This window comes from Nocardia sp. NPDC057353 (assembly GCF_042667085.1).
GTDB lineage: Bacteria > Actinomycetota > Actinomycetes > Mycobacteriales > Mycobacteriaceae > Nocardia.
This window is the reverse complement of sequence record NZ_JBHVAK010000051.1, coordinates 26206-46572: the sequence shown is the minus strand read 5'-3', so window position 1 is coordinate 46572 and position 20367 is coordinate 26206. Positions and strand designations below refer to the sequence as shown.

Below are 20367 nucleotides of genomic sequence, written 5' to 3'. Positions count from 1 at the left end.
CGAACCGCGCGGCCCCGCCTCGACCGCTCCCGCAGCGTGGCAGCGGCCGGGCCGAGCGACGCCGCGGGGCGCGGTGCCGGGAGTTCAGCGCTCCTGTTCGCCCGCGGCGAGATCGTCCGGGCCGAAGGCGTCCGGGAGCAGGGCGCCGAGCGGCTTCGGCCCGGAGACGTGGTCGACGAGCAGCTCCGCGCCCCCGTGCTCGAAGAGCACCTGCCTGCACCGCCCGCACGGCATCAGGATCGCGCCGCGGGAATCGCAGACCGAGACCGCGCGCAGCCGCCCGCCGCCGCCTGCGACGGCATTGCCGACCAGCACGCACTCGGCGCACAGCCCGAGCCCGTAGGACACGTTCTCCACATTGCAGCCGGTCACCACCCGGTCACCGACCAGCGCCGCCGCGCCGACCGGGAAGCGCGAATAGGGCGCGTAGGCTCGTTCCATCGCCCCCCGCGCGCTCGCCCGCAGCCCCGCCCAGTCGATCGTCATCCGCACCCACTTTACGTTTTTCCGATTACCGCCGAGTAGCTTTCCGGGCACGGGTAGCGACGCGGTGAGACATTTTGCACATTGCGCCGGTGCGCAATGCGGAGCATCGCATCACCTCACCGCTCCCGGAGCGGAATACGGAGAAGTCGGACAGCAGCCGCGCCCTATTCGGTTTCCCCCTTGTCACACAGGGTATTTCACTGACGGAACCGGGTCGGGAAGACCCACCGCACCGGCCCGGAAACGGACATGCGGAGGCCGCACGACAACCCTTTCCGCTGCGACAAAGGTAAGCCTAACTCCAACCGGTGTAGCGCAACGCACGGCACGCCGAATTAGTTCCGGCAAACCCGGAGGATTAGAGTCGTTCACAGAACGGTTCAGTTTCCCGGCGGCGGGCCGGAGCGCAGCCACCTGGGCATTCGCCCCCTCCACGCAGCCGGCGTCGGATCTGTGACCGGGTCCATCAACGACGTTGGAGGCACCGCACGCTATGACCACGATCGAAGCTCCGGCTCAGCCGAAGCGGAAGACGCTGTACCGAGGCGACCCCGGAATGTGGTCCTGGGCGCTGCACCGGATCACCGGCGTCACGCTGTTCTTCTTCCTTTTCGTCCACGTGCTGGACACGGCGCTGGTCCGGGTGAGCCCCGAGGCCTACAACGCCACGATCGAGACGTACAAGAACCCGCTGGTCGCCCTGATGGAGATGGGGCTCGTCGTCGCCGTGCTCTTCCACGCGCTGAACGGCGTGCGGGTCATCCTGGTCGACTTCTGGTCGCAGGGCCCGCGCTACCAGAAGCTGATGCTCTGGGTCGTCCTCGGCGTCACCGCGGTGCTGGCCGGCGGCGCCATCGGCCGGATGTTCTACTACCTCTTCACGGAGCACTGAGATGTCTGCACCCGTTCTCGGCAAGTCCTACGACCGCCCGGCCAGCCTCGACCTGCCGCGCTCGCCGCGCGGCCGGGCGGGCAACAACTTCGAGAAGTACGCCTGGCTGTTCATGCGCTTCTCCGGGCTGCTGCTGATCTTCCTGGTGATCGGCCACATGTCGATCATGCTGCTGCTCGACGGCGGCGTGAAGCGGCTGAACTTCGCCTTCGTCGCGGGCCGCTGGTCCAGCCCGTTCTGGCAGATCTGGGACCTCTCCATGCTCTGGCTGGCCCAGCTGCACGGCGGCAACGGGCTGCGCACCGTGATCGCGGACTACTCCCGCAAGGACTCGACCCGGTTCTGGCTGAACACGCTGCTGGCCATCTCGATGATCCTGATCATGGGCGTCGGCACGTACGTCATCTTCACCTTCGACCCCAACATCAGTTAGGAACAGGCACCCTCGATGACAGACATTCGTCCTGTTCAAGAGCACCGCTACGACGTACTGATCGTCGGCGCGGGCGGCGCGGGCATGCGCGCGGCGATCGAGGCGGGGCCGCGGGCCAGGACCGCCGTCCTGACCAAGCTGTACCCGACCCGCAGCCACACCGGCGCGGCCCAGGGCGGCATGTGCGCGGCGCTGGCCAACGTCGAAGAAGACAACTGGGAGTGGCACACCTTCGACACCGTCAAGGGTGGTGACTACATCGTCGACCAGGACGCCGCCGAGATCATGGCCAAGGAGGCCATCGACGCGGTGCTCGACCTGGAGAAGATGGGGCTGCCGTTCAACCGGACGCCGGAGGGCCGGATCGACCAGCGCCGCTTCGGCGGGCACACGCGCGACCACGGCAAGGCGCCGGTGCGCCGCGCCTGCTACGCCGCGGACCGCACCGGCCACATGATCCTGCAGACGCTGTACCAGAACTGCGTCAAGCACGACGTGGAGTTCTTCAACGAGTTCTACGCGCTCGACCTGGTGCTCACCGAGACCGACCGCGGCCCGGTCGCCACCGGCATCGTCGCCTACGAGCTGGCCACCGGCGACCTGCACGTCTTCCACGCCAAGTCGATCATCTTCGCGACCGGCGGCTCCGGCCGGATGTACAAGACCACCTCGAACGCGCACACGCTGACCGGCGACGGCATGGCGATCGTGTTCCGCAAGGGGCTGCCGCTGGAGGACATGGAGTTCCACCAGTTCCACCCGACGGGGCTGGCCGGGCTCGGCATCCTCATCTCCGAGGCGGTCCGCGGCGAGGGCGGCATCCTGCGCAACGCCGACGGTGAGCGGTTCATGGAGCGCTACGCCCCCACCATCAAGGACCTCGCGCCGCGCGACATCGTCGCCCGCTCGATGGTGCTCGAGGTGCTGGAGGGCCGCGGCGCCGGGCCGAACAAGGACTACGTCTACATCGACGTGACCCACCTCGGCGAGGACGTGCTCGAGGAGAAGCTGCCCGACATCACCGAGTTCTCCCGCACCTACCTGGGCGTCGATCCGGTGAAGGAGCTGGTCCCGGTCTTCCCGACCTGCCACTACGTGATGGGCGGCATCCCGACCCGGATCCGCGGCGAGGTGCTGCGGGACAACGAGAACGTGGTGCCGGGGCTGTACGCCGCGGGCGAGTGCGCCTGCGTCTCGGTGCACGGCGCCAACCGGCTCGGCACCAACTCGCTGCTCGACATCAACGTCTTCGGCAGGCGCGCGGGGATCGCCGCCGCCGAGTACGCCGAGCGCTCGGAGTTCGTCGAGCTGCCGGAGAACCCGGCCGCCATGGTGCAGGACTGGCTGGCGCTGATCCTCTCCGACCACGGCAACGAGCGGGTGGCCGACATCCGGACCGAGCTGCAGCGGTCGATGGACAACAACGCGTCGGTGTTCCGCACCGAGGACACGCTGAAGCAGGCGCTCACCGACATCCACGCGCTCAAGGAGCGCTACGCGCGGATCACCGTGCAGGACAAGGGCAAGCGCTACAACAGCGACCTGCTGGAGGCGGTCGAGCTCGGCTTCCTGCTCGAGCTGGCCGAGGTCACCGTGGTCGGCGCGCTGAACCGCAAGGAGTCGCGCGGCGGGCACGCCCGCGAGGACTACCCGGACCGCGACGACGTCAACTTCATGCGGCACACGATGGCGTACAAGGAGGGCGCGGAGCTGCTCTCGGACATCCGCCTCGACTTCAAGCCGGTCGTGCAGACCCGCTACGAGCCGATGGAGCGTAAGTACTGATGACTGCCGTACTCGAGAAGACGACGCCGTCGAACCCGGCACCGGTGCCGGAGGGCTCGGTCATGATCACCGTCAAGGTGGCGCGGTTCAACCCGGAGAACGACCTCGGCGCGCACTGGGAGTCGTTCCAGGTGCCTGTCCTCTCCACCGACCGGTTCCTGAACGTGCTCACCTACATCAAGTCCTACCTGGACGGCACGCTCACCTTCCGCCGCTCCTGCGCGCACGGGGTCTGCGGCTCCGACGCGATGCGGATCAACGGGGTGAACCGGCTGGCCTGCAAGGTCCTGATGAAGGACATGCTGCCCAAGGACGGCAAGAGCATCACCGTCTCCGTCGAGCCGATCCGCGGCCTGCCCGTGGAGAAGGACCTCGTGGTGGACATGGAGCCGTTCTTCGACGCCTTCCGCGCGGTCAAGCCGTACCTGATGACCTCGGGCAACGAGCCGACCCGCGAGCGGATCCAGAGCCAGGCCGACCGCGCCAGGTTCGACGACACCACCAAGTGCATCCTCTGTGCCTGCTGCACCACCTCGTGCCCGGTGTACTGGCACGACGGCAGCTACTTCGGCCCGGCCGCGATCGTGAACGCGCACCGCTTCATCTTCGACAGCCGGGACGAGGGCGCGCGCGAGCGGCTGGACATCCTGAACGACGTCGAGGGCGTGTGGCGCTGCCGCACCACCTTCAACTGCACCGACGCCTGCCCCCGCGGCATCGAGGTGACCAAGGCGATCCAGGAGGTCAAGCGGGCCCTGCTCTTCGCCCGCTGAGCCCGGAGCACTCCGCGGCGACGGCCGCTCTCGCCACCGGCGCGAGAGCGGCCGTCGCCGTCTCACCAGCCGTCCGGCAGCGGATCCGCGCGGGACCAGCGCTCGCCGGCGAGCACCACGTGGCCGAGGAAGCGCAGCCCGACGGTGTTCGCGGCGGCGCCGAGCACGGTGCTGGCGCGCCGGTCGTCGTAGCTGGGGGACGGATCACCGGACGGGTGGTTGTGCACGACGGCGAAGGCGCGGCCGTCGTGCCTGAGCACGGTATTCAGGATCTCCCGCACCGGCACCGCGACCTCGTCCAGCGCGCCCTGCGCGACGAAGACCCGGTGCCGCAGCCGGTGCCTGGCATCGCAGACCAGGACCAGCAGCCACTCCACCCTGGCCCCGGTGAAGAGCGGGGCCGCCACCGCGGCCACGTCGGCCGCGCCCGCGAGCACCCGGCCGGGGGCGGCGCCGCGGGCCCGCGCGGCGAGGTGGAACGCGGCGACCACCGTCGACGCCTTGGCGACGCCCATGCCGGTGCGTCTGGCCAGCTCCTCGGGGCGGGCGGCGGCCAGCCCGGCGGGCCCGCCGTACTCGGCGAGCAGGGCGAGCGCGAGCTCGACCACGCCGATGCCGCGGTTGCCCTCGCGCAGCAGCAGCGCCAGCAGCTCACCGTCGGTGAGCGCGTGCGCCCCGAGCGCGAGCAGCCGCTCCCGTGGACGCTGATCGCCGGGTAGACCGGCCAACGGTACCGACATCGAACCCCCTCCATGCACGGTGCAGGTGCGCCATGATGCCAGGGGGTACCGACAGACCGGTCAGCCGTCGAGCACGACCGGCTCGCGCGGTGGCAGCGCGGCGAGCCGGTCCGCGGTCAGCCGCTCGAGCTGCCGCAGCTGCCGCTCGTGCACGACGATCCGGCGCAGCGCCTCGTTGACGGTGGCGTTGCTGCTCGACGTGCCCATGATGGCGGCGGCGTCGGCCAACAGCCGCTGGTCCAGATCGATCCGCACAGTTCGCATGCGTCCTCCTCAATACATTCGCCATCTTGCGTCATGCGAGCCGTCGAAGCGAGAGCTTCGGCCCGAATCACGTACCGCGGTGTTCCCAACTGAGCAGTGTGTACAGCTGCGGCGGCGGCCGTTGCCGTGCCCGGCCCCGCGGTGCTTGCATCGGGGCATGTTCACCGAAGCGCAGCTCTACTCGCCGGTGACCCGCGACGGCGACGGCGCGGTCAGCGTCCGGCTGAGCGCCGACCACCCCGGTGCGCGCGACCCCGAGTACCGCGCCCGCCGCGGCGCGATCGCGGCACTGGCGCTGGCGCACGCGCCGGGCGAGCCTGCGCCGCGGGTGGCCTACACCGAGCGCGAGCACGCCGTCTGGCGCACCGTCGCGGCCGAACTCGCGCGCAAGCACCGGCGCTACGCCTGCGCCGAGATCCGGCGCGCGGCCGCGGAGTTCGGGCTGCCCGCCGACCGGGTGCCGCAGCTGGACCAGGTCTCGGCCGCGCTGGCGCCGCTGAGCGGGTTCCGCTACGCGCCCGCGGCCGGGCTGGTTCCGCTGCGGCAGTTCTTCGGCGCCTTCGCGGACCGGACCTTCCACGCCACCCAGTACCTGCGGCACCACAGCGCCCCGCTCTACACCCCGGAACCGGACGCCGTGCACGAGATCGTCGGGCACGGCACCCAGCTGGCCAGCGCGCGGCTGGCCGCGCTGTACGTCGCGGTGGGCGCGGCGGCGCGCAGGCTGCGCACCGACGCCGCGCTGAAGTTCCTGGCCGACGTCTTCTGGTTCTCGCTGGAGTTCGGGGTGCTCCGGGAGCGCGGCGAGCTCCGCTGCTACGGCGCCGGGCTGCTCTCCTCGTACGGCGAGATCGAGGAGTTCCGCGCGGCCGCGCTGCGCCCGCTGGACGTGGCCGCCATGGGCACCGCGGTCTACGACATCGCGCACTACCAGCCGGTGCTCTACTGCGCCCGCTCGTTCACCGAGGTGGAGGAGGTGCTCGGCGCCTTCTTCACCGGCATGGACGACGACACCCCGGCCCGCTGCGCCAGGGACGGGCGGCTACCCGCCTGACCGGCCGAGCCGCAGGCCGTCCTCCAGCTGGGCCATGGCCGAGTCCAACGCCCGCCAGTCCAGCGGCCTGCCGAGCACGGTGACGAGCGCGGCGCCGACGAACGCGCCCGCCAGCACCCTGACCTCCCGGTCGGCGGGGTCGCGGCCCAGCCGCTCGGCGAACAGCCCGGTCAGCATGTCGACCCCACGCTCGATCTCCAGCGCGATGGCCGAGCGCAGCTCGGGGGTCCGGTAGAGCAGGTCATGGCGCTCCCGCTCGAAGGCGAGCTCCGCCGGGGACAGCGTGCGCAACACCGCTCGCACGGCCGCCCGCAGCGCCGCGAGCGGGCTGCACTCCGGCGGCTGCGCACGGAACTCGGCGATCAGCGGGGCCGCCAGGTGGTCGGCGAGGACCAGCTGCTCCTTGGCGGGGAAGTAGCGGAAGAAGGTGCTCGGCGAGACCGCGGCGGCGGCCGCGATCTGCTCCACCGTCGTCGCCGCGTACCCCTGCGCCCGGAACAGCGAGAAGGCCCGCTCGCGGATGGTGCGGCGGGTGCGCTCCTTCTTGCGCTCGCGCAGTCCGCGCCCCGCGACGTCATCGGCCATGCCCCCGATTCTGACGGATCGGCGGCGCGGCGTGTCCACCGCTTCCGCCGCGCTGTCCAGACCCCGATACCCTTCTCCGTGATGAACACTCGCGACCCGTGGCGCGCGGTCGCCGCGGTGCTGGCCACCGCCGCCCTGCTCGCGGGCGCCGGGGCCGCACCGGCTCTCGCCCAGCCCGCCGAACCGCCGACCACCACCCCGTTCAGCACGCCGGACACCGGCGACTGCGCCCAGCGGACCAGCCCGCCCGCCCCGGTCGACCTCTCCGAGGTGCCTGCGCCCGGCGAGCGCGCACCCGGGCCGCTGCCGGTGCCGAACCCGCCGATCGGCGGCAGCCGGATGGCGGAATGCGGTGTGGTGCTGCCCGATTCGGCCAAACCCGTGCCCGCCGACATCTCCGCCACCGCCTGGCTCGTCGCCGACCTCGACACCGGCGAGGTGCTGGCCGCCAAGGACCCGCACGGCCGGTACCGGCCAGCGAGCACCATCAAGGTGCTGCTCGCCACCGTCGCGCTGCGCGCGCTGAAGCTGGACACCGTGGTCACCGGCACCGCCGCGGACGCCGACGTGGAGGGGACCAGGGTCGGGATCGGGCCGGGCGGGCGCTACAGCAACCGGCAGCTGCTGCAGGCGCTGGTGATGGCGTCCGGGAACGACGCCGCGCACGCGCTCTCCGCCCAGCTCGGCGGCGACCCGGTGACGGTCGCCAAGATGAACGAGCTGGCCCGCGAGCTGCGGGCGCTGGACACCAGGGCCGCGACCCCGTCCGGGCTGGACGGACCCGGCATGAGCACCTCCGCCTACGACCTGGCGGTGCTCTTCCGCGAGGCCATGTCGGAGCCGCGGTTCGCCGAGTTCATCCGCACCGAGCAGATCGATTTCCCCGGCTTCCCGCCGGACCCGCGGATCCCCGGCGACACCGACCACCCCGGCTTCGTGATCGGCAACGACAACCACCTGCTCTACAACTACGAGGGCGCGCTCGGCGGCAAGACCGGCTTCACCGACGACGCCAGGCAGACCTTCGTCGCGGGCGCCGCGCGCGACGGCCGCAGGCTGGTGGTGACGCTGCTCAAGGCGGATGTGCGGCCGCTGCGGCCGTGGGAGCAGGCGGCGCGGCTGCTGGACTACGGGTTCGCCGTGCGGGCGGGCACCGGGGTCGGGTTGCTGCCCGCCGAAGCGGCGGAGGCGCCCGCGCCGGGAGCGCCCACCCTGGCCGCGCCGCCCGTCGGCACCGGGACGGACCGGTCGGGGCCGAGCAGCGACGCCCGCGAGCGCGCCCGGCTCTTCTTCGTCGCCGCAGGCGTCTTCGTCGTGCTCGCGCTGCTCGTCGCCGCGCGCGGGGTCAACCGACGCAGGCGCTGATCACCGCTTGCGCAGCAGCGAAAGGCCAAGCGCGGCAAGGGCACCGGCGCCGAACCAGGCGGCACCGGCCGCGGCCGTGGTCCCGGCGGGCCCGACCCGCGGCTCGATGATCGCGGGCGCGGGCGCGGGGATCACCGCCTCGCGCTCGTTCTCCCGCGCGGTCGCCGCCCACGCTGTCGCGAAGAGCACGATCCGGTAGGTGATGTAGCTGAACACCATGAGCCCGATGATCGAGCCGAAGGTCGCCCCGGCCGGGCTGCTCAGCACCGTCTGCAGGTAGAACGAGGCACCCAGCTTGAACACCTCGAAGACCACCGCGGCCAGCGCAGCCGCCTTCACCGCGCTCTTCAGCGTGACCGGCTCGCGCGGCAGCCGGGCGATGATCCAGCAGAAGACCGCCAGCGAGGCGAGCGAGCCGAGCAGGATGCCGATCAGCACGAGCAGGAACCGCGCGCCGGGCAGCTCGGAGAGCTTGAAGAACTCCAGCAGCCGCTCCCCCAGCCCGCTGGAGGCCAGCCCGGAGAGCCCGAGCGAGACCACCATGGCCAGCCCGAGCCCGACCAGCGCGACGAAGTCGGAGAGCTTGGTGACGAACCAGTTCCCCTCCTCGGTCTTCTGGTCCCACTGCTCGGTGAGCGCGGCGCGCAGGTTCGACATCCAGCCGAGCCCGGTGTAGACGCCGGTGAGCAGGCCGAGCACGCCGACCGTGCTCCTGGACCGAATGGCCTGGTCGATCAGGTCGTTGAGTTGGTCGCCCATCGAGCCGGGGATGTTCTCGATGACCTTCTGCTGCACCTCGGCGAGCAGCTCGGGGTTGCCCGCGAGCACGAACCCGGCGGCCGCGAAGGCCACCATGAGCAGCGGGAAGAGCGAGAGCACGGTGAAGTAGGTGATGCCTGCGGCGTAGTAGTCACCGCGCTGCCGCTGGTAGCGGCCACCGGCCCGGACCAGGTGGTCCAGCCACGGCCGAGCCTGGATGCGCCGCTCGATGCCTGCCTTGGTGTCGTCGATCGACTGCATGGTCTCGCCCCTCGGTCCGGCCCCCGCGCCCACTCATCGAGTGAGCAGACCGACCCGATCGTAAACCTGCGCGAGCGTGTTGCCCGCGATCTCGCGCGCCCGCTCGGCGCCCGCGGCGATGATGCGGTCGAGTTCGCCCTGATCGCTCAGGTACTCGTCCACCCGGGCGCGCAGCGGGGTGACGAAGTCCACCAGCACCGCCGCGACGTCGGCTTTCAGATCGCCGTAACCCTTGCCCGCGTAGTCCTTGTCGAGGGTCTCGATCGGGGTCCCGGAGAGCGAGCTCAGGATCACCAGCAGGTTGCTGACGCCCGGCTTCGCCTCCGGGTCGAAGCGGATCTCGCGCTCGGTGTCGGTGACCGCGGAGCGGATCTTCTTCGCCGTCACCTTCGGGTCGTCGAGCAGGTTGATCAGCCCGGCGTCGGTCGAGGCCGACTTGCTCATCTTGGCCGTCGGGTCCTGCAGGTCGTAGATCTTGGCGGTGCCCTTGACGATGTGCGCCTCCGGCACCACGAAGGTCTTCTTGAAGCGGGTGTTGAAGCGCTGCGCGAGATTCCGGGTCAGCTCCAGGTGCTGGCGCTGGTCCTCGCCGACCGGGACCTGGTGCGGGCGGTAGAGCAGGATGTCTGCGGCCATGAGCACCGGGTAGGTGAAGAGCCCGACGGTGGTGTTGTCCGCGCCCTGCTTGACCGACTTGTCCTTGAACTGGGTCATCCGGCTCGCCTCGCCGAAACCGGTGATGCAGCTCAGCACCCAGGAGAGCTCGGCGTGCTCGGGCACCTGGCTCTGCACGAAGAGCGTCGACTTGGCCGGGTCGATGCCGATGGCGAGCAGCTGCGCGGCCGCGCCGCGGGTGCGCTTGCGCAGCTCCTTCGGGTCCTGGGCGACGGTGATGGCGTGCAGGTCAGGGATGAAGTACAGGGCGTCGTAGTCGTCCTGCATGGTGACCCAGTACTGCAGCGCGCCCAGGTAGTTGCCGAGGTGGAACGAGGAGCTGGTCGGCTGGATTCCGGAGAGCACGCGCTGCTTGCGCTCGCCGGGCTGCGCTGGACTGGACATGCCCCGATCTTCGCACGGCGCATCAAGCGGAATTGCGGGTGTCCACCCCCGGCATGCTCGGCCTTCCGGTGCGCACCAGCTGCTGCTCGCGCTTCGACACCAGCTTGTACATCGGCGCGCTCGGCCCGGCCAGGGTGGTGCGCAGCACCGGGGGCAGCAGCGGCGGCCGCAGGTGCGCGGCGCGCGCGGCCCGCACCAGCGCCCGGTACCCCGCCTCCTCGCGCAGCCCCCAGCGCATGCCGTACATCTCCCTGATGCGCGGCGGCAGGCTGCCCTGCACCATCAGGAAGAAGCCGGAGGTGAGCTGCTGCAGCGGCGGCCGCTGCGGGTACGGCACCCGCTGCCCGGCCAGGTAGGAGCCGACCAGCTTCGCCTCCTCGGTGAGGAAGAGCTGGTCCGAGGCGAGGTAGCCGTCGAAGTACGCGCGGAAGCCGCGGTAGCTCGCGGGCGCGGCGCTGCGCGGCATGCCGAAGAGCTCGCCCCAGCGCACGTAGTCCTGGTAGAGCCCCTCGCGCTCGCCGTCGGTGAGCCGGTGCACCAGCAGGTCGTACATGACCTCGGCGGAGTCGAAGGTGAAGGCCATGGTCAGGAACATGAGGTGCGGGTCGTTCGCGGAGTAGGCGGTGCCCGCCGGGTGGTGCGCGCCCGCGTCCTCGGGGAGCGCGCCGCGGACCGGGGCGTGCCTGCGCGCGGTGTAGGCCAGCGCCCGGTCGGCCTCGTCCCTGGTGCCGAGGAAGACCGCCTCGAAGAGCCTGCCGGTGAGCGCGAGCCGGGTGTAGGGGGTGGCGCGGTGCGCGGTGTTCTCCGCGGTGCCGACGTAGAGCAGCGGGTTCACCGCGCCGACGACGAGCGCGCGCTGCCCGTAGGTCAGCCCGACGATGCGCTTGCGCATGACCCGCCTGGCCATGGAGCTCTCCGCGAAGTATCCGGTGCTAATCGGGGGTGCCGCCTTCCGTTCGTGGCATCTGGCAAGATGATCCCCCAGATTGCGGCGCGGGGCAAGCGCAGGGAGCCGGAACACGGCCGTGTCAGAATCGAGACCGTGACGGCCCAGCGAACCTACGGCGGCGTCTCCGCCGACGAGCGGCGGGCGCAGCGGCGATCGGCCCTGCTCACAGCGGCGCTGGAGATCGTGGGGACGCACGGCCTCGGCAAGCTCACGGTCTCCGGGCTGTGCACCGCGGCCGGGCTGAACGAGCGGTACTACTACGAGAGCTTCGACAGCAGGGACGCGGTGCTCACCGCGCTGATCGACAGCATCGCCGAGGAGCTCGCGGCCGCCATCCTGAACGCGCTGCGCACCGCCCCCGACGAGCCGGGCGCCAAGGCGCAGGCCGCCATCGCCGCGGGCATCCACCTGCTCACCGACGACCCGCGCAAGGCCGAGGTCGCGCTCATCGCGGGCATGGCCACCCCGGAGCTGCGCGCCCGCACCAATGCCACCGTGCGCGCCTTCGCCCGGCTGGTGGCGGCGCAGGGCGGCGACTTCTACGGCGTCACCGACCCCAGCTCGGCCCCGCTCATCGACTTCCGCGCCACCTACCTGGTCGGCGGCCTCGTGCAGACCCTGACGGTCTGGCTGCAGGGCGACCTGACCATGTCGAAGGAGCAGCTCATCGAGCACACCACCGAGGTGTTCGTGCTGCTCGGCGAGGACCTGGCGCGGCGCTTCAGAACGTGAGCGGCACCGCCCGCACCGGGGCGGGCTCGCCCTGCAGCACCACCCGGAAGCGCACGTTCCTGCGCTCCCAGTACGCCGCGCCGTCCCGCATGGCGTCCGCGAACCACTCCCGCTCGGCGGGCTGTTCGGCCAGCAGCTCCGCCGAATCCCTGACGACCGCCAGGTACCCCTCGGCCGTGCCGAGGCTCTCGTCCAGGTCGCGCAGGCACTCGTCGAAGGCGTCCTTGTTCGCGCCGAAGTAGTACGGGAACTGGAGGGCGGCGGCGAACTCGTCGAAGACGCCTTTCACGGTGCGCATCCGACTGCCGCGCAGTTCACGCACCACGAAACCGGCAGGCGCGCGGTGGCGGACCTCGCTGAACTCGGCCGGGTCGACCGCGAGCGAGCCCAGCGGTGCGTCCGCGGCGAGGAAGCCTGCCAGCGTGATCGGCCTGGTCATCAGCGCATCCTCGTGAAGGTGGCGTAGTGGTCGCCGGTGTACCAGGCGGTGCCGTCGCTGCCGGTGACTATGCGCTCGGCGTCGCGCGATCTGTTGCGCTGCTTCGGGTTGACGTCCCACTCCTGGTAGGTGACCGGTCTGCCGTCGGCGCCGGTGCGCGGGAGGTTGCCTTCCCTGTTCTGCCAGCGTTCGCCGCCCTTGGTGCCGGGCGCGTTGGCGGAGTCCGGCCAGCGGCCCGCGTCGATTTCCGCCAAGGTCTCGTAGGCGCGGGCCGGGACACCGGGCGCCTGCGCGGTGATCGGCGTATTCCGGTCTGCCGAGGGGGTCGCGGGCTTCGCCGACTGCGTGGTCGCGGACGGTGCGGCGCTCCCGGGGTCGTCGCCGCCGCGCGCGAACAGGCCGACCAGGACGACGACGACCAACCCGCCGAGCGCGATCAGTACCTTCGTCAGGGCGCTGCGTCCCGTGCCCTGCCCGCTCATCATGACGATGAACTTACGTCACCTACCGATCGTCACCCCAGGTACGGAGCCGACCCCTGTTCGACGTGGTGGCGCAGTCGAAGCCGGACAGTATCGTGCACGGGCAGCGCATCCAGTTCTTCGAGGCCGAAAAACTTCACTTCCGTCGACTCGTCGGATACCGAGATCTCCCCGCCGATCACCCGGCCGTAATAGACCACCGCGAACTCTTGCCTGATCTCTCCATCCGCGTGGACGATGACGTGCTCGGGATCGGTATAGATACCGAGCAGGCCCGTGATCGTTATAGCGAGCCCGGTTTCTTCACGGGTCTCCCGAACAGCGCAATCTGCAAGAGTCTCGCCCAACTCCATAATCCCGCCGGGAAGCGACCAGTTACCCGAATCGCCACGACGCTGCATCAGCACGCGTCCACGCTCATCGGTGACCAGTGCCGAAGCTCCCGGCTTCAGCGAGTTCGGAAGGGGGGCGTCCGGGTCTCGGTAGTAATCACGCCGTGCGCCCACTACGCCGCGATACCTACTTCATCGCATAGACGCCGGATATCGGTGCGCATCCCCGATGGCGGATTCTTCCGCAGCCCGTGCAGCATCTCCCGGGCGAAGCCGTTGTATCGAATCGTCTCCGGCGCGGTTTGTGCCGCCTTGTCCAGCAGCGCGAAGGCGGCCACGTGTTCGTCGCGGTGCGTATGCGCCCGTGCCACCTCGATGAAGTGGCGGGATCGTCGCGGCACCGACGCGATGCTGTCGGCATCGAAGCTGTTCGCAGCCCGCAGCGCTTCACCCGAGCGCCGCAGTTCCACGCCGAGAGTCGTGGCGTGCGCTGCCATGACCGGCACCGAGAACGAGGTCTGGACGTGCCGATATCCGGGGCCGAGCGCACGGGCCGTCCGATCTGCCTTCTCCCAGTACGCCCAGGCTTCACCATGCCGACCGCGGCGAGCGTGGACGTAGGCGAGCTCGGCGGCCAAAGCGCCGGTGATGCCGCGCCAATCGTCCGACGTGTTGTCGCGATCGAGGTAGGGAGCGATTCGCTCGCTCGCTGTCCGGGCGAGGCCGAGCGCTTCCTCCCAGCGCCCGGAATCCCGCAGCGCCTGGACCATCGCCCAGGCGCCACAGGCGATGACGTAGGGGTCGTCGGATTCGTAGCCCTCGTTCAAGGCCCGGTCGGCGACGAGCCAGACCAGCTCCGGAGCGGGTTGATAGGCGACGTAGAAATCCGCCAGTTGATAGACGCCCGCCAGAACCCGACGCGCGGCTCGGCGGTCTGGTCCGCCGGAGCGGACCGCGCCCTGCGCGTCTCGGATCAGGCCGGGCAGCAGTGCGCCCAATTGCGTTCTGTGGTCCGGGCTGGAATGGCGAATTGTCCAAGCCTGATTCAGGCGTACCGCCAGGTGCCCCACCGATTCTGGTCGTGGCGCGCTGTGCATTCGGTAATCGGTGAGCGCCAATTGCACGTCGGTCAGCGCCGCATGACGTTCGCCGGCGAAAATACCGACGGGGACGGCATGACCGTCTCCAGTCAGCTCGGCCAGGTCCTCGATTTCCAGAGCCCGCGCGATGCGGAGCAGCATCGGCAGCGCAGGCGTCTTGATGCGGCCGTTCTCCACGGCCTTGACCCATTCGGCAGACCTGCCGAGAAGTCCGGCCAGCACCGGCCGCGACATGCCCCGTCGGGTCCGGAGCCGTTTGATTCGCATCCCGATCGGGAGTTCATCGGTTGTCATCGTGGGATCACCTTCCCGCCTGGCGTCACCTCGTATCAAGGGTATCCGCTGCGTAGGGGGTAGGAAATGTACCCAGCGCGGGCGCACGGACTTCCTACCGTCTTTCCCCAGCGCTCGGCACCGGTGTCGGCCCCTGGTGTCGAGCGCGAACCACTCGACGAAGGGGGAATTGATGAGAAAGTCCTTGCCGCAACGTGTTCCGTTCCCTCGGACGCAGCGACAACACCGCGCCGCCTCACCGGAGACACTGCAAGCCGTCGCGGACGCGCTCCGCACCTGGCAGGGGCCAGAAGTGAGCAAGGAACAGAGGGTGCCTCCCTCTCCGGCGCCGGACGAGCCGGATGTGCATCTGCGCATCCGGCTCGGCGGGACACCGCTGGACTACGTCGCCTGCCTGACTGCGGCACTGATCTTCGTGCAGGAGCAGGCGGAACGCCGGTACGTGGATGCGGTGTGGGTGGACACCGACTGCGCTGCGCGATTCCGCCGGCTACCGAACGAACGTCTGTACCTGATCACCTAGGAAGTGCGGCTGTCCACCAGGGTCATGCTGGGCCGAGAACCGGTGAGCCCCGGTAGCGCGCTGAACCCGACCGTGACGGGGGCATGATCGGACCACCGCTCGGCGTAGGTGGCCGCCCGCTCTACTCGCGCGGACTCCGCGGACACCGCGATATCCGCGGTGGCGTAGAGCGCGTCGATGCGCCAGCCGGTGTCGTTGTCGTACGCGCGGCCGCGGTAGGACCACCAGGAATACGGCCCATCCACGTCAGGGTGCAGGGCGCGCACGACGTCCACCCACCCGTTGGCGAGCAGTTCGTCGATCCAGGCGCGCTCCTCGGGGAGGAACCCGGAGGACTTGCGATTGGCTTTCCACGCCTTCAGGTCCCGCTCGGTGTGCGCGATGTTCCAGTCACCCGCCACCACCATCGCGCCGGTACGAGCACCCAGGTGGGCGCCGAGCTCGGCGAGGAAGCGGTACTTCTCGTCCTGGCGCGGGGTGCCTGCGTCACCGGAGGGGACGTAAACGCTGGCGACGGTGGACCCGTCGAAGTCCGCTTCGATGTACCGTCCGGATCCGTCGAATTCGGCACTGCCGAAACCGATCCGGACGGCCGACGGCTCCTGCCGGGAGAGGATCGCGACTCCGGCGCGGCCCTTGGCCCCCGGCTCGGCGTTGGCCAGATGCCAGTCCCGCAGCGCGGGAGCGAGCGCGGCGCGGGTCTGGGCATCAGTGGCCCTGGTTTCCTGTAGGCAGACGATGTCGGCCTCGGTGGCGGCCAACCACTCCAGGAGCCCCTTGCCGGTTGCCGCTCGAACTCCGTTGACGTTGACGGTTGTGATGATCGCAGCCATCGAAAAACCGTACAATGCTGGTCACACGTACGTTTCCGGCGCCACACCCGGCACCGAGCGTCCGCGGGAGCCCACCGCACCGGCGGGCTCCGCAACCCCGGGGCCGACCGGCCCCGGCGAACGACCCCCGGGCGTCGCGACACCGCCGTCACCGCCCAGGAAGGGGTGCCGACGATGTCGTCCGACACCGGTTCTTCCCGCCGCACTTTCCCGCGCGCCCCCTTCGTCCGCCGCCGCCGGGTCGGGCCGCTCGACGCGGCCGTCCCGGACGCCAAGCCCCTGGCCCCCGCCGCAGGCGAACTGCTCCCGACACCCACCGGCGGCCGCGCTGAGGCACGGGAGGGCACGGCGGAACCCGCCGCCAGTGGGCCGAGCGAGGAACCGCTGACCCGCCCTTCGGGCACCCGACGCGTCACCCAGTTGCCGGTGCGCCCGGCACCCGAACCCGCACCGAAGCCGAAGCGCCCGACGGCGACCCGCCCGCAGCCGATCGCCGCACTGCACCTCGGCTCCGGCGACCCGCTCCTGCTCCTGCACGGCTTCCTGCTCTCCCCGCACTGCTGGGAGCAGGTGGCAGCGCGCATGGCGGCCCGCTGCGAGGTCTTCGCCCCTGCGCTGCCCGGTCACTGGGGCGGCGCTCCGGTCGACGGCCCGCTCGACGTGGCGAAGCTGGCCGACCACGTCGAGCAGATGCTGGACGAGAAAGGCTGGCGCACCTGCCATATCGCGGGCAACTCGCTCGGCGGCTGGATCGGCGCCGAGCTGGCGCGCCGCGGCCGGGCCCGCACCCTGACGCTGATCGCCCCCGCCGGCGGTTGGCCGTCGCCCTCGCTCACCCAGTTCCGGGTCGGGCTCAAGTTCCTCGCGCTGGTGCCGTTCGCCGAGGCCGGGAAAAGGATCGGGGTGCGGCCGATGGACAACCCGGTCGTGCGCAGGCTGGCCGGGTACGCGCTGGCCAAGCACCCGGGCCGGGTCGCGAACCGGGATGCGAGCGCCGCCGTGCAGGCCGTCCTGCAGTGCGCGGCCATGGTTCCCATGCTGCTCGGCGGGGTGCGGCACCCCGCCCAGCCCGACCTCTCCACGCTCACCACCCCGGTGCGGCTGCTGCTCGCGGAGTACGACCGGGTGATCCCGAACCGCGTCTACGCCCGCCGCTACCTGGCCGAACTCCCCGACTCCGCGGACCGCATCCTGGTCAACGGCGTCGGCCACGTCCCCATGCTGGAGGCGCCGGACCGGATCGCCACACTCATCGCCGAGCACGTCTACGCCAGCCGGAGCCGGCTGCGCGCGCTGTAGCTATTCGTCCTCGCCCCGCGCGCGGCGCTCGTAGGCGCTGCGCGCGGCGGTGTCGACATCGTCGAGGAAGACCTTCTCCAGGCCGAAGGCGTGCGCCAGGTACTCGCTGACCTTCGTCGGCAGGAAGTACTGCGAGGCGACCAGCGCCCCGGCCAGCTTGGTGACCGCGACCCGCCGCTTCGGCTTGCCGATCAGCCCGGCCACCGCGGCCGCGATGTCCTCGGGCTCGGCGTTCTTCATGCCCTTGGCGCCCGCGGTGCCCGCCACCAGCTCGGTATTGGTGAAGGTCGGCAGCACCGCGGAGAACTCGACGCCCTGCTCGCGGTACTCGGCGCGCAGCGTGTCGGTGAGCGCGAGTACCGCCGCCTTGCTGGCGCAGTAGGTGGCCAGCCCGGGCGTCGGCGCCTCGCCCGCCAGCGAGGCGATATTGATGACGTGGCCGCGGCCGCGCGGCGCCATGCGCTGGGTAGCGAGCTTGCTGCCGACGATCACGCCGTGCACGTTGATGTCCATGATCCGGCGGCTCACCCGGTCGGGTTCTTCGTCGAAGCGGCCCGCGGGCATGATCCCGGCATTGTTGACCAGCACGTCCACCGGGCCGAGCTGCCGCTCCACCTGGTCGAGGAAGGCGGCGAACGAATCCGGGTCGGTGACGTCGAGTCTGCCGTAGACCTCGAGCCCGAGGTCGGCGCCCGCCTCCTTGACCTTCGGCTCGTCGATATCGCCGATCGCCACCTGGGCACCCTGGTCACGCAGGTGCTTGGCGGTGGCGAAGCCGATGCCGCGCGCGCCGCCGGTGATGACGACGACCTTGCCCGCGATGGTGGTTGCGGTAGCCATCTCGGTTCCTCTCAGCGCTTGGTGGCGGAGTCGGCGAGCAACCCCTTGGCGATGTGGGTGACCTGGATTTCATTGCTGCCCGCGTAGATCATCAGCGACTTGGCGTCCCGCGCCAGCTGCTCCACCCGGTACTCCTGCATGTACCCGTTGCCGCCGAACAGCTGGATCGCGTCCATCGCCACGTCGGTCGCCGCCTCCGAGGCGTACAGCTTCATCGCCGAGGCCTCGGCCAGGCTCGGCGGCTTCCCGGCCCGGCCGCGCTCCAGGGTGCTGAAGACCATGTTGCGCACGTTGATCCTGGCCACCTCCATCTTCGCCAGCTTGAGCTGGATGAGCTGGAAGCGGCCGATCTCCTGGCCCCAGAGCGTGCGCGACTTGGCGTAGTCGACCGAGAGCCGCAGGCACTCCTCGATGATGCCGAGCGCCTGGAACGCCACCCCGACGCGCTCGGCGGTGAAGCTGGAGCGGGCGCTCTCCCTGCCGTCACCGCTGTGGTGCTCCTCGGTCTCGCCGAGCAACCGGTCCTTCCCGAGCCGGACGTCGTCGAAGAAGAGCTGGCCGGTGGGCGAGGCGTGCAGCCCCATCTTCTTGAACGGCTTGCCCTGGGTGAAGCCGGGCATGCCGGAGTCGAGCACGAAGGTGAGGACCTTGCGGTCGCGCTTGGCGGTGGTGCCGTCGTCCAGCTTGGCGTAGACGATGACCACGTCGGCGTACGGACCGTTGGTGATGAAGGTCTTCTGGCCGTTGAGGATGTAGTCGTCGCCGTCGCGGCGGACCGTGGTCTGCATGCCGCCGAAGGCGTCCGAGCCGGAGTCCGGCTCGGTGATCGCCCAGGAGGCGACCTTGCGCATGGTCATGAGATCGGCGAGCCAGCGCTCCTTCTGCGCCAGCGTGCCGCGCGCCCTGATGGTGGCCGCACCCAGCCCGAGGCTCACGCCGAGCGCGCTGACCAGGCCCAGGCTCACGCCGGAGAGCTCGGAGATGAGCACCGCCATCATGGAGTCCTGCGAGTTCTCCTCGCCCGCGCCCGCGCTGCTCTCGCCCGCCCGCTCCCTGGCCAGCGACTTGCGCACCGCCTCGTCGGACATGGCGTCGATGCCGAACTGGGCGAAGAGCTTCCGGATCACCGGGTACGGCGGCAGCTCACCGCTCTCCAGCTCGTCCAGCTTGGGCCGGATCTCCTTGTCCACGAAACCGCGCACCGCGTCGCGGATCATCAGGTCGGTCTCGGACCACTCGAACATCGTTGTTCCTCCCGGCGCACATGCGTGCACGCTTGTATGAAAGTGACCATACCGCCGGGCCTGCGGGGGCGGGCGAGATCGCTGGAACCGGTGTCAGCGCGGCGCGCCGGGGGGCTGTTCCGGCAGCGTGCGGCGCAATTCGGTGACGGCGCGGAGCCAGCGGCGGCGGGCTCGTCCCGGGTCGGTGCCGACGAAGTCGGCGACCAGGATGCCGCGCAGCACGTCCATGGCGGTGTAGAGGAGGTCACGGAGCGGGCGGGCGTCGCGGTCGGCGGGGAGCAGGTGCGCGATGGTGGCCAGGACCATCTCGTCGATGACCGGCTCGGCCTCGCGCAGCGCGGCGGCGAGCACCGGGTCGGTGCGGCCCGCGATCCAGAGCTCGGCGGAGGCGGCGAAGAGCGGGCCCTGGTGCGTCTCCCAGAGCAGTTCGAGCGCGACACCGAGCGGGTCGGCGCTGGTGGTCGCGCGATCCAGTTCGCGGACCGCGACCTCGGAGCGGCGCTGCGCCAGGTGCCGGACGGCGGCGACCACCAGGTCCGCCTTGGCGCCGAAGTGGTGCACCTGGGCACCGCGGGTCACCCCGGCCCTGGCGGCGATGCGCGGCGTTGTGGTGCCCGCGTAGCCGTACTCGACCAGGCAGTCGACGGTGGCGTCGAGCAGCCGCTCACGCATGGCGCTGCTGCGCTCGTGCTGGGTGCGGCGGCCGCGGGTCACACTGCTGGCCATCAGCGGAGTCTACGCGCGAGGTGCGCGGGACCGGTGGCGCACGAATCGCGCGGGCAGCGCGGCACAGCGCGCGGGCAGCACGGTACAGCGCGAGCGGCGCGACGCAGCGCGAGCGGCG

Annotated in this window: 24 protein-coding genes; 9 read left to right on the top strand and 15 right to left on the bottom strand. The window is 70.7% G+C overall.

The genetic code is table 11. The annotated features are described in order from the left end of the window. Positions 1 to 84: 84 nt before the first annotated feature. A complete protein-coding gene (locus tag ACFUUZ_RS23805) occupies positions 85 to 486 on the bottom strand; it encodes a cytidine deaminase (protein ID WP_378699729.1) in 402 nt (133 codons plus the stop codon). A gap of 493 nt (positions 487 to 979) precedes the next feature. On the opposite strand from ACFUUZ_RS23805, the gene sdhC reads away from it, so the two are divergent. The 4 genes from sdhC to ACFUUZ_RS23785 are packed head-to-tail and all read left to right on the top strand — an operon-like array spanning position 980 to position 4369. Beyond that, positions 980 to 1378, top strand: a complete 399-nt coding sequence (gene sdhC, locus ACFUUZ_RS23800) for a succinate dehydrogenase, cytochrome b556 subunit (RefSeq protein ID WP_378699727.1) — start codon at positions 980 to 982, stop codon at positions 1376 to 1378. Between the two features lies 1 nt (position 1379). Beyond that, positions 1380 to 1811: a succinate dehydrogenase hydrophobic membrane anchor subunit gene (locus ACFUUZ_RS23795; protein ID WP_378699725.1), complete on the top strand. Its 432-nt coding sequence runs from the start codon at positions 1380 to 1382 to the stop codon at positions 1809 to 1811. A 15-nt stretch (positions 1812 to 1826) separates the two neighbouring features. Further along, entirely contained in the window at positions 1827 to 3596 is a 1770-nt protein-coding gene (sdhA, locus tag ACFUUZ_RS23790; protein ID WP_378699723.1) for a succinate dehydrogenase flavoprotein subunit, read from the top strand. Beyond that, complete coding sequence (locus ACFUUZ_RS23785) at positions 3596 to 4369, top strand: succinate dehydrogenase iron-sulfur subunit (protein ID WP_378699721.1); 774 nt, start codon at positions 3596 to 3598, stop codon at positions 4367 to 4369. The genes sdhA and ACFUUZ_RS23785 overlap by 1 nt, the downstream gene beginning before the upstream one ends. A 62-nt stretch (positions 4370 to 4431) precedes the next feature. On the opposite strand, the gene ACFUUZ_RS23780 is transcribed toward ACFUUZ_RS23785, so the two are convergent. Both ACFUUZ_RS23780 and ACFUUZ_RS23775 read right to left on the bottom strand, forming a co-directional pair. Continuing rightward, on the bottom strand, positions 4432 to 5109 hold the full coding sequence (locus ACFUUZ_RS23780; protein WP_378699719.1) for a RadC family protein: 678 nt from the start codon (positions 5107 to 5109) through the stop codon (positions 4432 to 4434). Positions 5110 to 5169: 60 nt separating this feature from the next. Continuing rightward, entirely contained in the window at positions 5170 to 5373 is a 204-nt protein-coding gene (locus tag ACFUUZ_RS23775; protein ID WP_378699717.1) for a type II toxin-antitoxin system VapB family antitoxin, read from the bottom strand. A 157-nt stretch (positions 5374 to 5530) separates the two neighbouring features. On the opposite strand from ACFUUZ_RS23775, the gene ACFUUZ_RS23770 reads away from it, so the two are divergent. Beyond that, the gene (locus ACFUUZ_RS23770) at positions 5531 to 6427 is read left to right on the top strand and encodes a phenylalanine 4-monooxygenase (RefSeq protein ID WP_378699715.1); all 897 of its coding nucleotides are present in this window, start codon (positions 5531 to 5533) and stop codon (positions 6425 to 6427) included. Here the strand turns inward: ACFUUZ_RS23770 and ACFUUZ_RS23765 are convergent. After that, positions 6416 to 7012 carry a TetR family transcriptional regulator gene (locus ACFUUZ_RS23765; protein WP_378699713.1) on the bottom strand — a complete coding sequence of 199 codons (597 nt, stop codon included), beginning with the start codon at positions 7010 to 7012 and terminating at the stop codon, positions 6416 to 6418. The genes ACFUUZ_RS23770 and ACFUUZ_RS23765 overlap by 12 nt on opposite strands. An 81-nt stretch (positions 7013 to 7093) precedes the next feature. Here ACFUUZ_RS23765 and ACFUUZ_RS23760 point away from each other — a divergent pair, with 81 nt between their 5' ends. Continuing rightward, positions 7094 to 8377, top strand: coding sequence for a D-alanyl-D-alanine carboxypeptidase family protein (locus tag ACFUUZ_RS23760; protein WP_378699711.1), 1284 nt, complete (start codon positions 7094 to 7096; stop codon positions 8375 to 8377). Here the strand turns inward: ACFUUZ_RS23760 and yhjD are convergent, their stop codons facing one another. Genes yhjD through ACFUUZ_RS23745 form a run of 3 tightly spaced genes read right to left on the bottom strand, consistent with a single transcriptional unit; the run spans position 8378 to position 11363 of the window. Then, positions 8378 to 9397 (bottom strand): inner membrane protein YhjD, encoded by a 1020-nt coding sequence (gene yhjD, locus ACFUUZ_RS23755; RefSeq protein WP_378699709.1) that lies wholly within the window; start codon positions 9395 to 9397, stop codon positions 8378 to 8380. Positions 9398 to 9430: 33 nt separating this feature from the next. Further along, positions 9431 to 10456: a tryptophan--tRNA ligase gene (gene trpS, locus ACFUUZ_RS23750; protein ID WP_378699707.1), complete on the bottom strand. Its 1026-nt coding sequence runs from the start codon at positions 10454 to 10456 to the stop codon at positions 9431 to 9433. A gap of 22 nt (positions 10457 to 10478) precedes the next feature. After that, on the bottom strand, positions 10479 to 11363 hold the full coding sequence (locus tag ACFUUZ_RS23745) for an oxygenase MpaB family protein (protein WP_378699705.1): 885 nt from the start codon (positions 11361 to 11363) through the stop codon (positions 10479 to 10481). Positions 11364 to 11498: 135 nt separating this feature from the next. On the opposite strand from ACFUUZ_RS23745, the gene ACFUUZ_RS23740 reads away from it, so the two are divergent. Further along, a complete protein-coding gene (locus ACFUUZ_RS23740) occupies positions 11499 to 12137 on the top strand; it encodes a TetR/AcrR family transcriptional regulator (protein WP_378699703.1) in 639 nt (212 codons plus the stop codon). Here the strand turns inward: ACFUUZ_RS23740 and ACFUUZ_RS23735 are convergent. From ACFUUZ_RS23735 to ACFUUZ_RS23720, 4 genes are read right to left on the bottom strand one after another with little or no spacing between them, the layout of a single operon-like run. Then, positions 12127 to 12576 (bottom strand): barstar family protein, encoded by a 450-nt coding sequence (locus tag ACFUUZ_RS23735; RefSeq protein WP_378699701.1) that lies wholly within the window; start codon positions 12574 to 12576, stop codon positions 12127 to 12129. The two genes, ACFUUZ_RS23740 and ACFUUZ_RS23735, sit on opposite strands and share 11 nt — an antisense overlap. Next, positions 12576 to 13058 carry a ribonuclease domain-containing protein gene (locus tag ACFUUZ_RS23730; RefSeq protein ID WP_378699754.1) on the bottom strand — a complete coding sequence of 161 codons (483 nt, stop codon included), beginning with the start codon at positions 13056 to 13058 and terminating at the stop codon, positions 12576 to 12578. The genes ACFUUZ_RS23735 and ACFUUZ_RS23730 overlap by 1 nt, the downstream gene beginning before the upstream one ends. A gap of 32 nt (positions 13059 to 13090) precedes the next feature. Beyond that, complete coding sequence (locus ACFUUZ_RS23725) at positions 13091 to 13564, bottom strand: NUDIX domain-containing protein (RefSeq protein ID WP_378699699.1); 474 nt, start codon at positions 13562 to 13564, stop codon at positions 13091 to 13093. Beyond that, on the bottom strand, positions 13564 to 14784 hold the full coding sequence (locus ACFUUZ_RS23720; protein WP_378699698.1) for a helix-turn-helix domain-containing protein: 1221 nt from the start codon (positions 14782 to 14784) through the stop codon (positions 13564 to 13566). Before ACFUUZ_RS23720 ends, ACFUUZ_RS23725 begins: the two co-directional genes overlap by 1 nt. Before the next feature lie 292 nt (positions 14785 to 15076). Between ACFUUZ_RS23720 and ACFUUZ_RS23715 the strand changes: the two genes are divergently transcribed. Continuing rightward, on the top strand, positions 15077 to 15307 hold the full coding sequence (locus ACFUUZ_RS23715) for a hypothetical protein (protein ID WP_378699695.1): 231 nt from the start codon (positions 15077 to 15079) through the stop codon (positions 15305 to 15307). Here the strand turns inward: ACFUUZ_RS23715 and ACFUUZ_RS23710 are convergent. Then, positions 15304 to 16140, bottom strand: a complete 837-nt coding sequence (locus ACFUUZ_RS23710; protein WP_378699693.1) for an exodeoxyribonuclease III — start codon at positions 16138 to 16140, stop codon at positions 15304 to 15306. The genes ACFUUZ_RS23715 and ACFUUZ_RS23710 overlap by 4 nt on opposite strands. 174 nt (positions 16141 to 16314) lie before the next feature. On the opposite strand from ACFUUZ_RS23710, the gene ACFUUZ_RS23705 reads away from it, so the two are divergent. Further along, on the top strand, positions 16315 to 17439 hold the full coding sequence (locus tag ACFUUZ_RS23705; RefSeq protein WP_378699691.1) for an alpha/beta fold hydrolase: 1125 nt from the start codon (positions 16315 to 16317) through the stop codon (positions 17437 to 17439). Here the strand turns inward: ACFUUZ_RS23705 and ACFUUZ_RS23700 are convergent, their stop codons facing one another. The 3 genes from ACFUUZ_RS23700 to ACFUUZ_RS23690 form a co-directional block, all read right to left on the bottom strand. Continuing rightward, on the bottom strand, positions 17440 to 18279 hold the full coding sequence (locus ACFUUZ_RS23700) for an SDR family oxidoreductase (protein ID WP_378699688.1): 840 nt from the start codon (positions 18277 to 18279) through the stop codon (positions 17440 to 17442). Between the two features lie 11 nt (positions 18280 to 18290). Continuing rightward, on the bottom strand, positions 18291 to 19523 hold the full coding sequence (locus ACFUUZ_RS23695; protein ID WP_378699686.1) for an acyl-CoA dehydrogenase family protein: 1233 nt from the start codon (positions 19521 to 19523) through the stop codon (positions 18291 to 18293). A gap of 93 nt (positions 19524 to 19616) precedes the next feature. Then, a complete protein-coding gene (locus ACFUUZ_RS23690) occupies positions 19617 to 20249 on the bottom strand; it encodes a TetR/AcrR family transcriptional regulator (protein ID WP_378699684.1) in 633 nt (210 codons plus the stop codon). Between the last annotated feature and the right edge of the window lie 118 nt (positions 20250 to 20367).

Coding starts and splice junctions, on each gene's coding strand:
- ACFUUZ_RS23805 (WP_378699729.1), bottom strand. CDS start 486: ATGACGATCGACTGGGCGGGGCTGCGGGCGAGCGCGCGGGGGGCGATG.
- sdhC (WP_378699727.1), top strand. CDS start 980: ATGACCACGATCGAAGCTCCGGCTCAGCCGAAGCGGAAGACGCTGTAC.
- ACFUUZ_RS23795 (WP_378699725.1), top strand. CDS start 1,380: ATGTCTGCACCCGTTCTCGGCAAGTCCTACGACCGCCCGGCCAGCCTC.
- sdhA (WP_378699723.1), top strand. CDS start 1,827: ATGACAGACATTCGTCCTGTTCAAGAGCACCGCTACGACGTACTGATC.
- ACFUUZ_RS23785 (WP_378699721.1), top strand. CDS start 3,596: ATGACTGCCGTACTCGAGAAGACGACGCCGTCGAACCCGGCACCGGTG.
- ACFUUZ_RS23780 (WP_378699719.1), bottom strand. CDS start 5,109: ATGTCGGTACCGTTGGCCGGTCTACCCGGCGATCAGCGTCCACGGGAG.
- ACFUUZ_RS23775 (WP_378699717.1), bottom strand. CDS start 5,373: ATGCGAACTGTGCGGATCGATCTGGACCAGCGGCTGTTGGCCGACGCC.
- ACFUUZ_RS23770 (WP_378699715.1), top strand. CDS start 5,531: ATGTTCACCGAAGCGCAGCTCTACTCGCCGGTGACCCGCGACGGCGAC.
- ACFUUZ_RS23765 (WP_378699713.1), bottom strand. CDS start 7,012: ATGGCCGATGACGTCGCGGGGCGCGGACTGCGCGAGCGCAAGAAGGAG.
- ACFUUZ_RS23760 (WP_378699711.1), top strand. CDS start 7,094: ATGAACACTCGCGACCCGTGGCGCGCGGTCGCCGCGGTGCTGGCCACC.
- yhjD (WP_378699709.1), bottom strand. CDS start 9,397: ATGCAGTCGATCGACGACACCAAGGCAGGCATCGAGCGGCGCATCCAG.
- trpS (WP_378699707.1), bottom strand. CDS start 10,456: ATGTCCAGTCCAGCGCAGCCCGGCGAGCGCAAGCAGCGCGTGCTCTCC.
- ACFUUZ_RS23745 (WP_378699705.1), bottom strand. CDS start 11,363: ATGGCCAGGCGGGTCATGCGCAAGCGCATCGTCGGGCTGACCTACGGG.
- ACFUUZ_RS23735 (WP_378699701.1), bottom strand. CDS start 12,576: ATGACCAGGCCGATCACGCTGGCAGGCTTCCTCGCCGCGGACGCACCG.
- ACFUUZ_RS23730 (WP_378699754.1), bottom strand. CDS start 13,058: ATGAGCGGGCAGGGCACGGGACGCAGCGCCCTGACGAAGGTACTGATC.
- ACFUUZ_RS23720 (WP_378699698.1), bottom strand. CDS start 14,784: ATGACAACCGATGAACTCCCGATCGGGATGCGAATCAAACGGCTCCGG.
- ACFUUZ_RS23710 (WP_378699693.1), bottom strand. CDS start 16,140: ATGGCTGCGATCATCACAACCGTCAACGTCAACGGAGTTCGAGCGGCA.
- ACFUUZ_RS23705 (WP_378699691.1), top strand. CDS start 16,315: ATGTCGTCCGACACCGGTTCTTCCCGCCGCACTTTCCCGCGCGCCCCC.
- ACFUUZ_RS23700 (WP_378699688.1), bottom strand. CDS start 18,279: ATGGCTACCGCAACCACCATCGCGGGCAAGGTCGTCGTCATCACCGGC.
- ACFUUZ_RS23695 (WP_378699686.1), bottom strand. CDS start 19,523: ATGTTCGAGTGGTCCGAGACCGACCTGATGATCCGCGACGCGGTGCGC.
- ACFUUZ_RS23690 (WP_378699684.1), bottom strand. CDS start 20,249: ATGGCCAGCAGTGTGACCCGCGGCCGCCGCACCCAGCACGAGCGCAGC.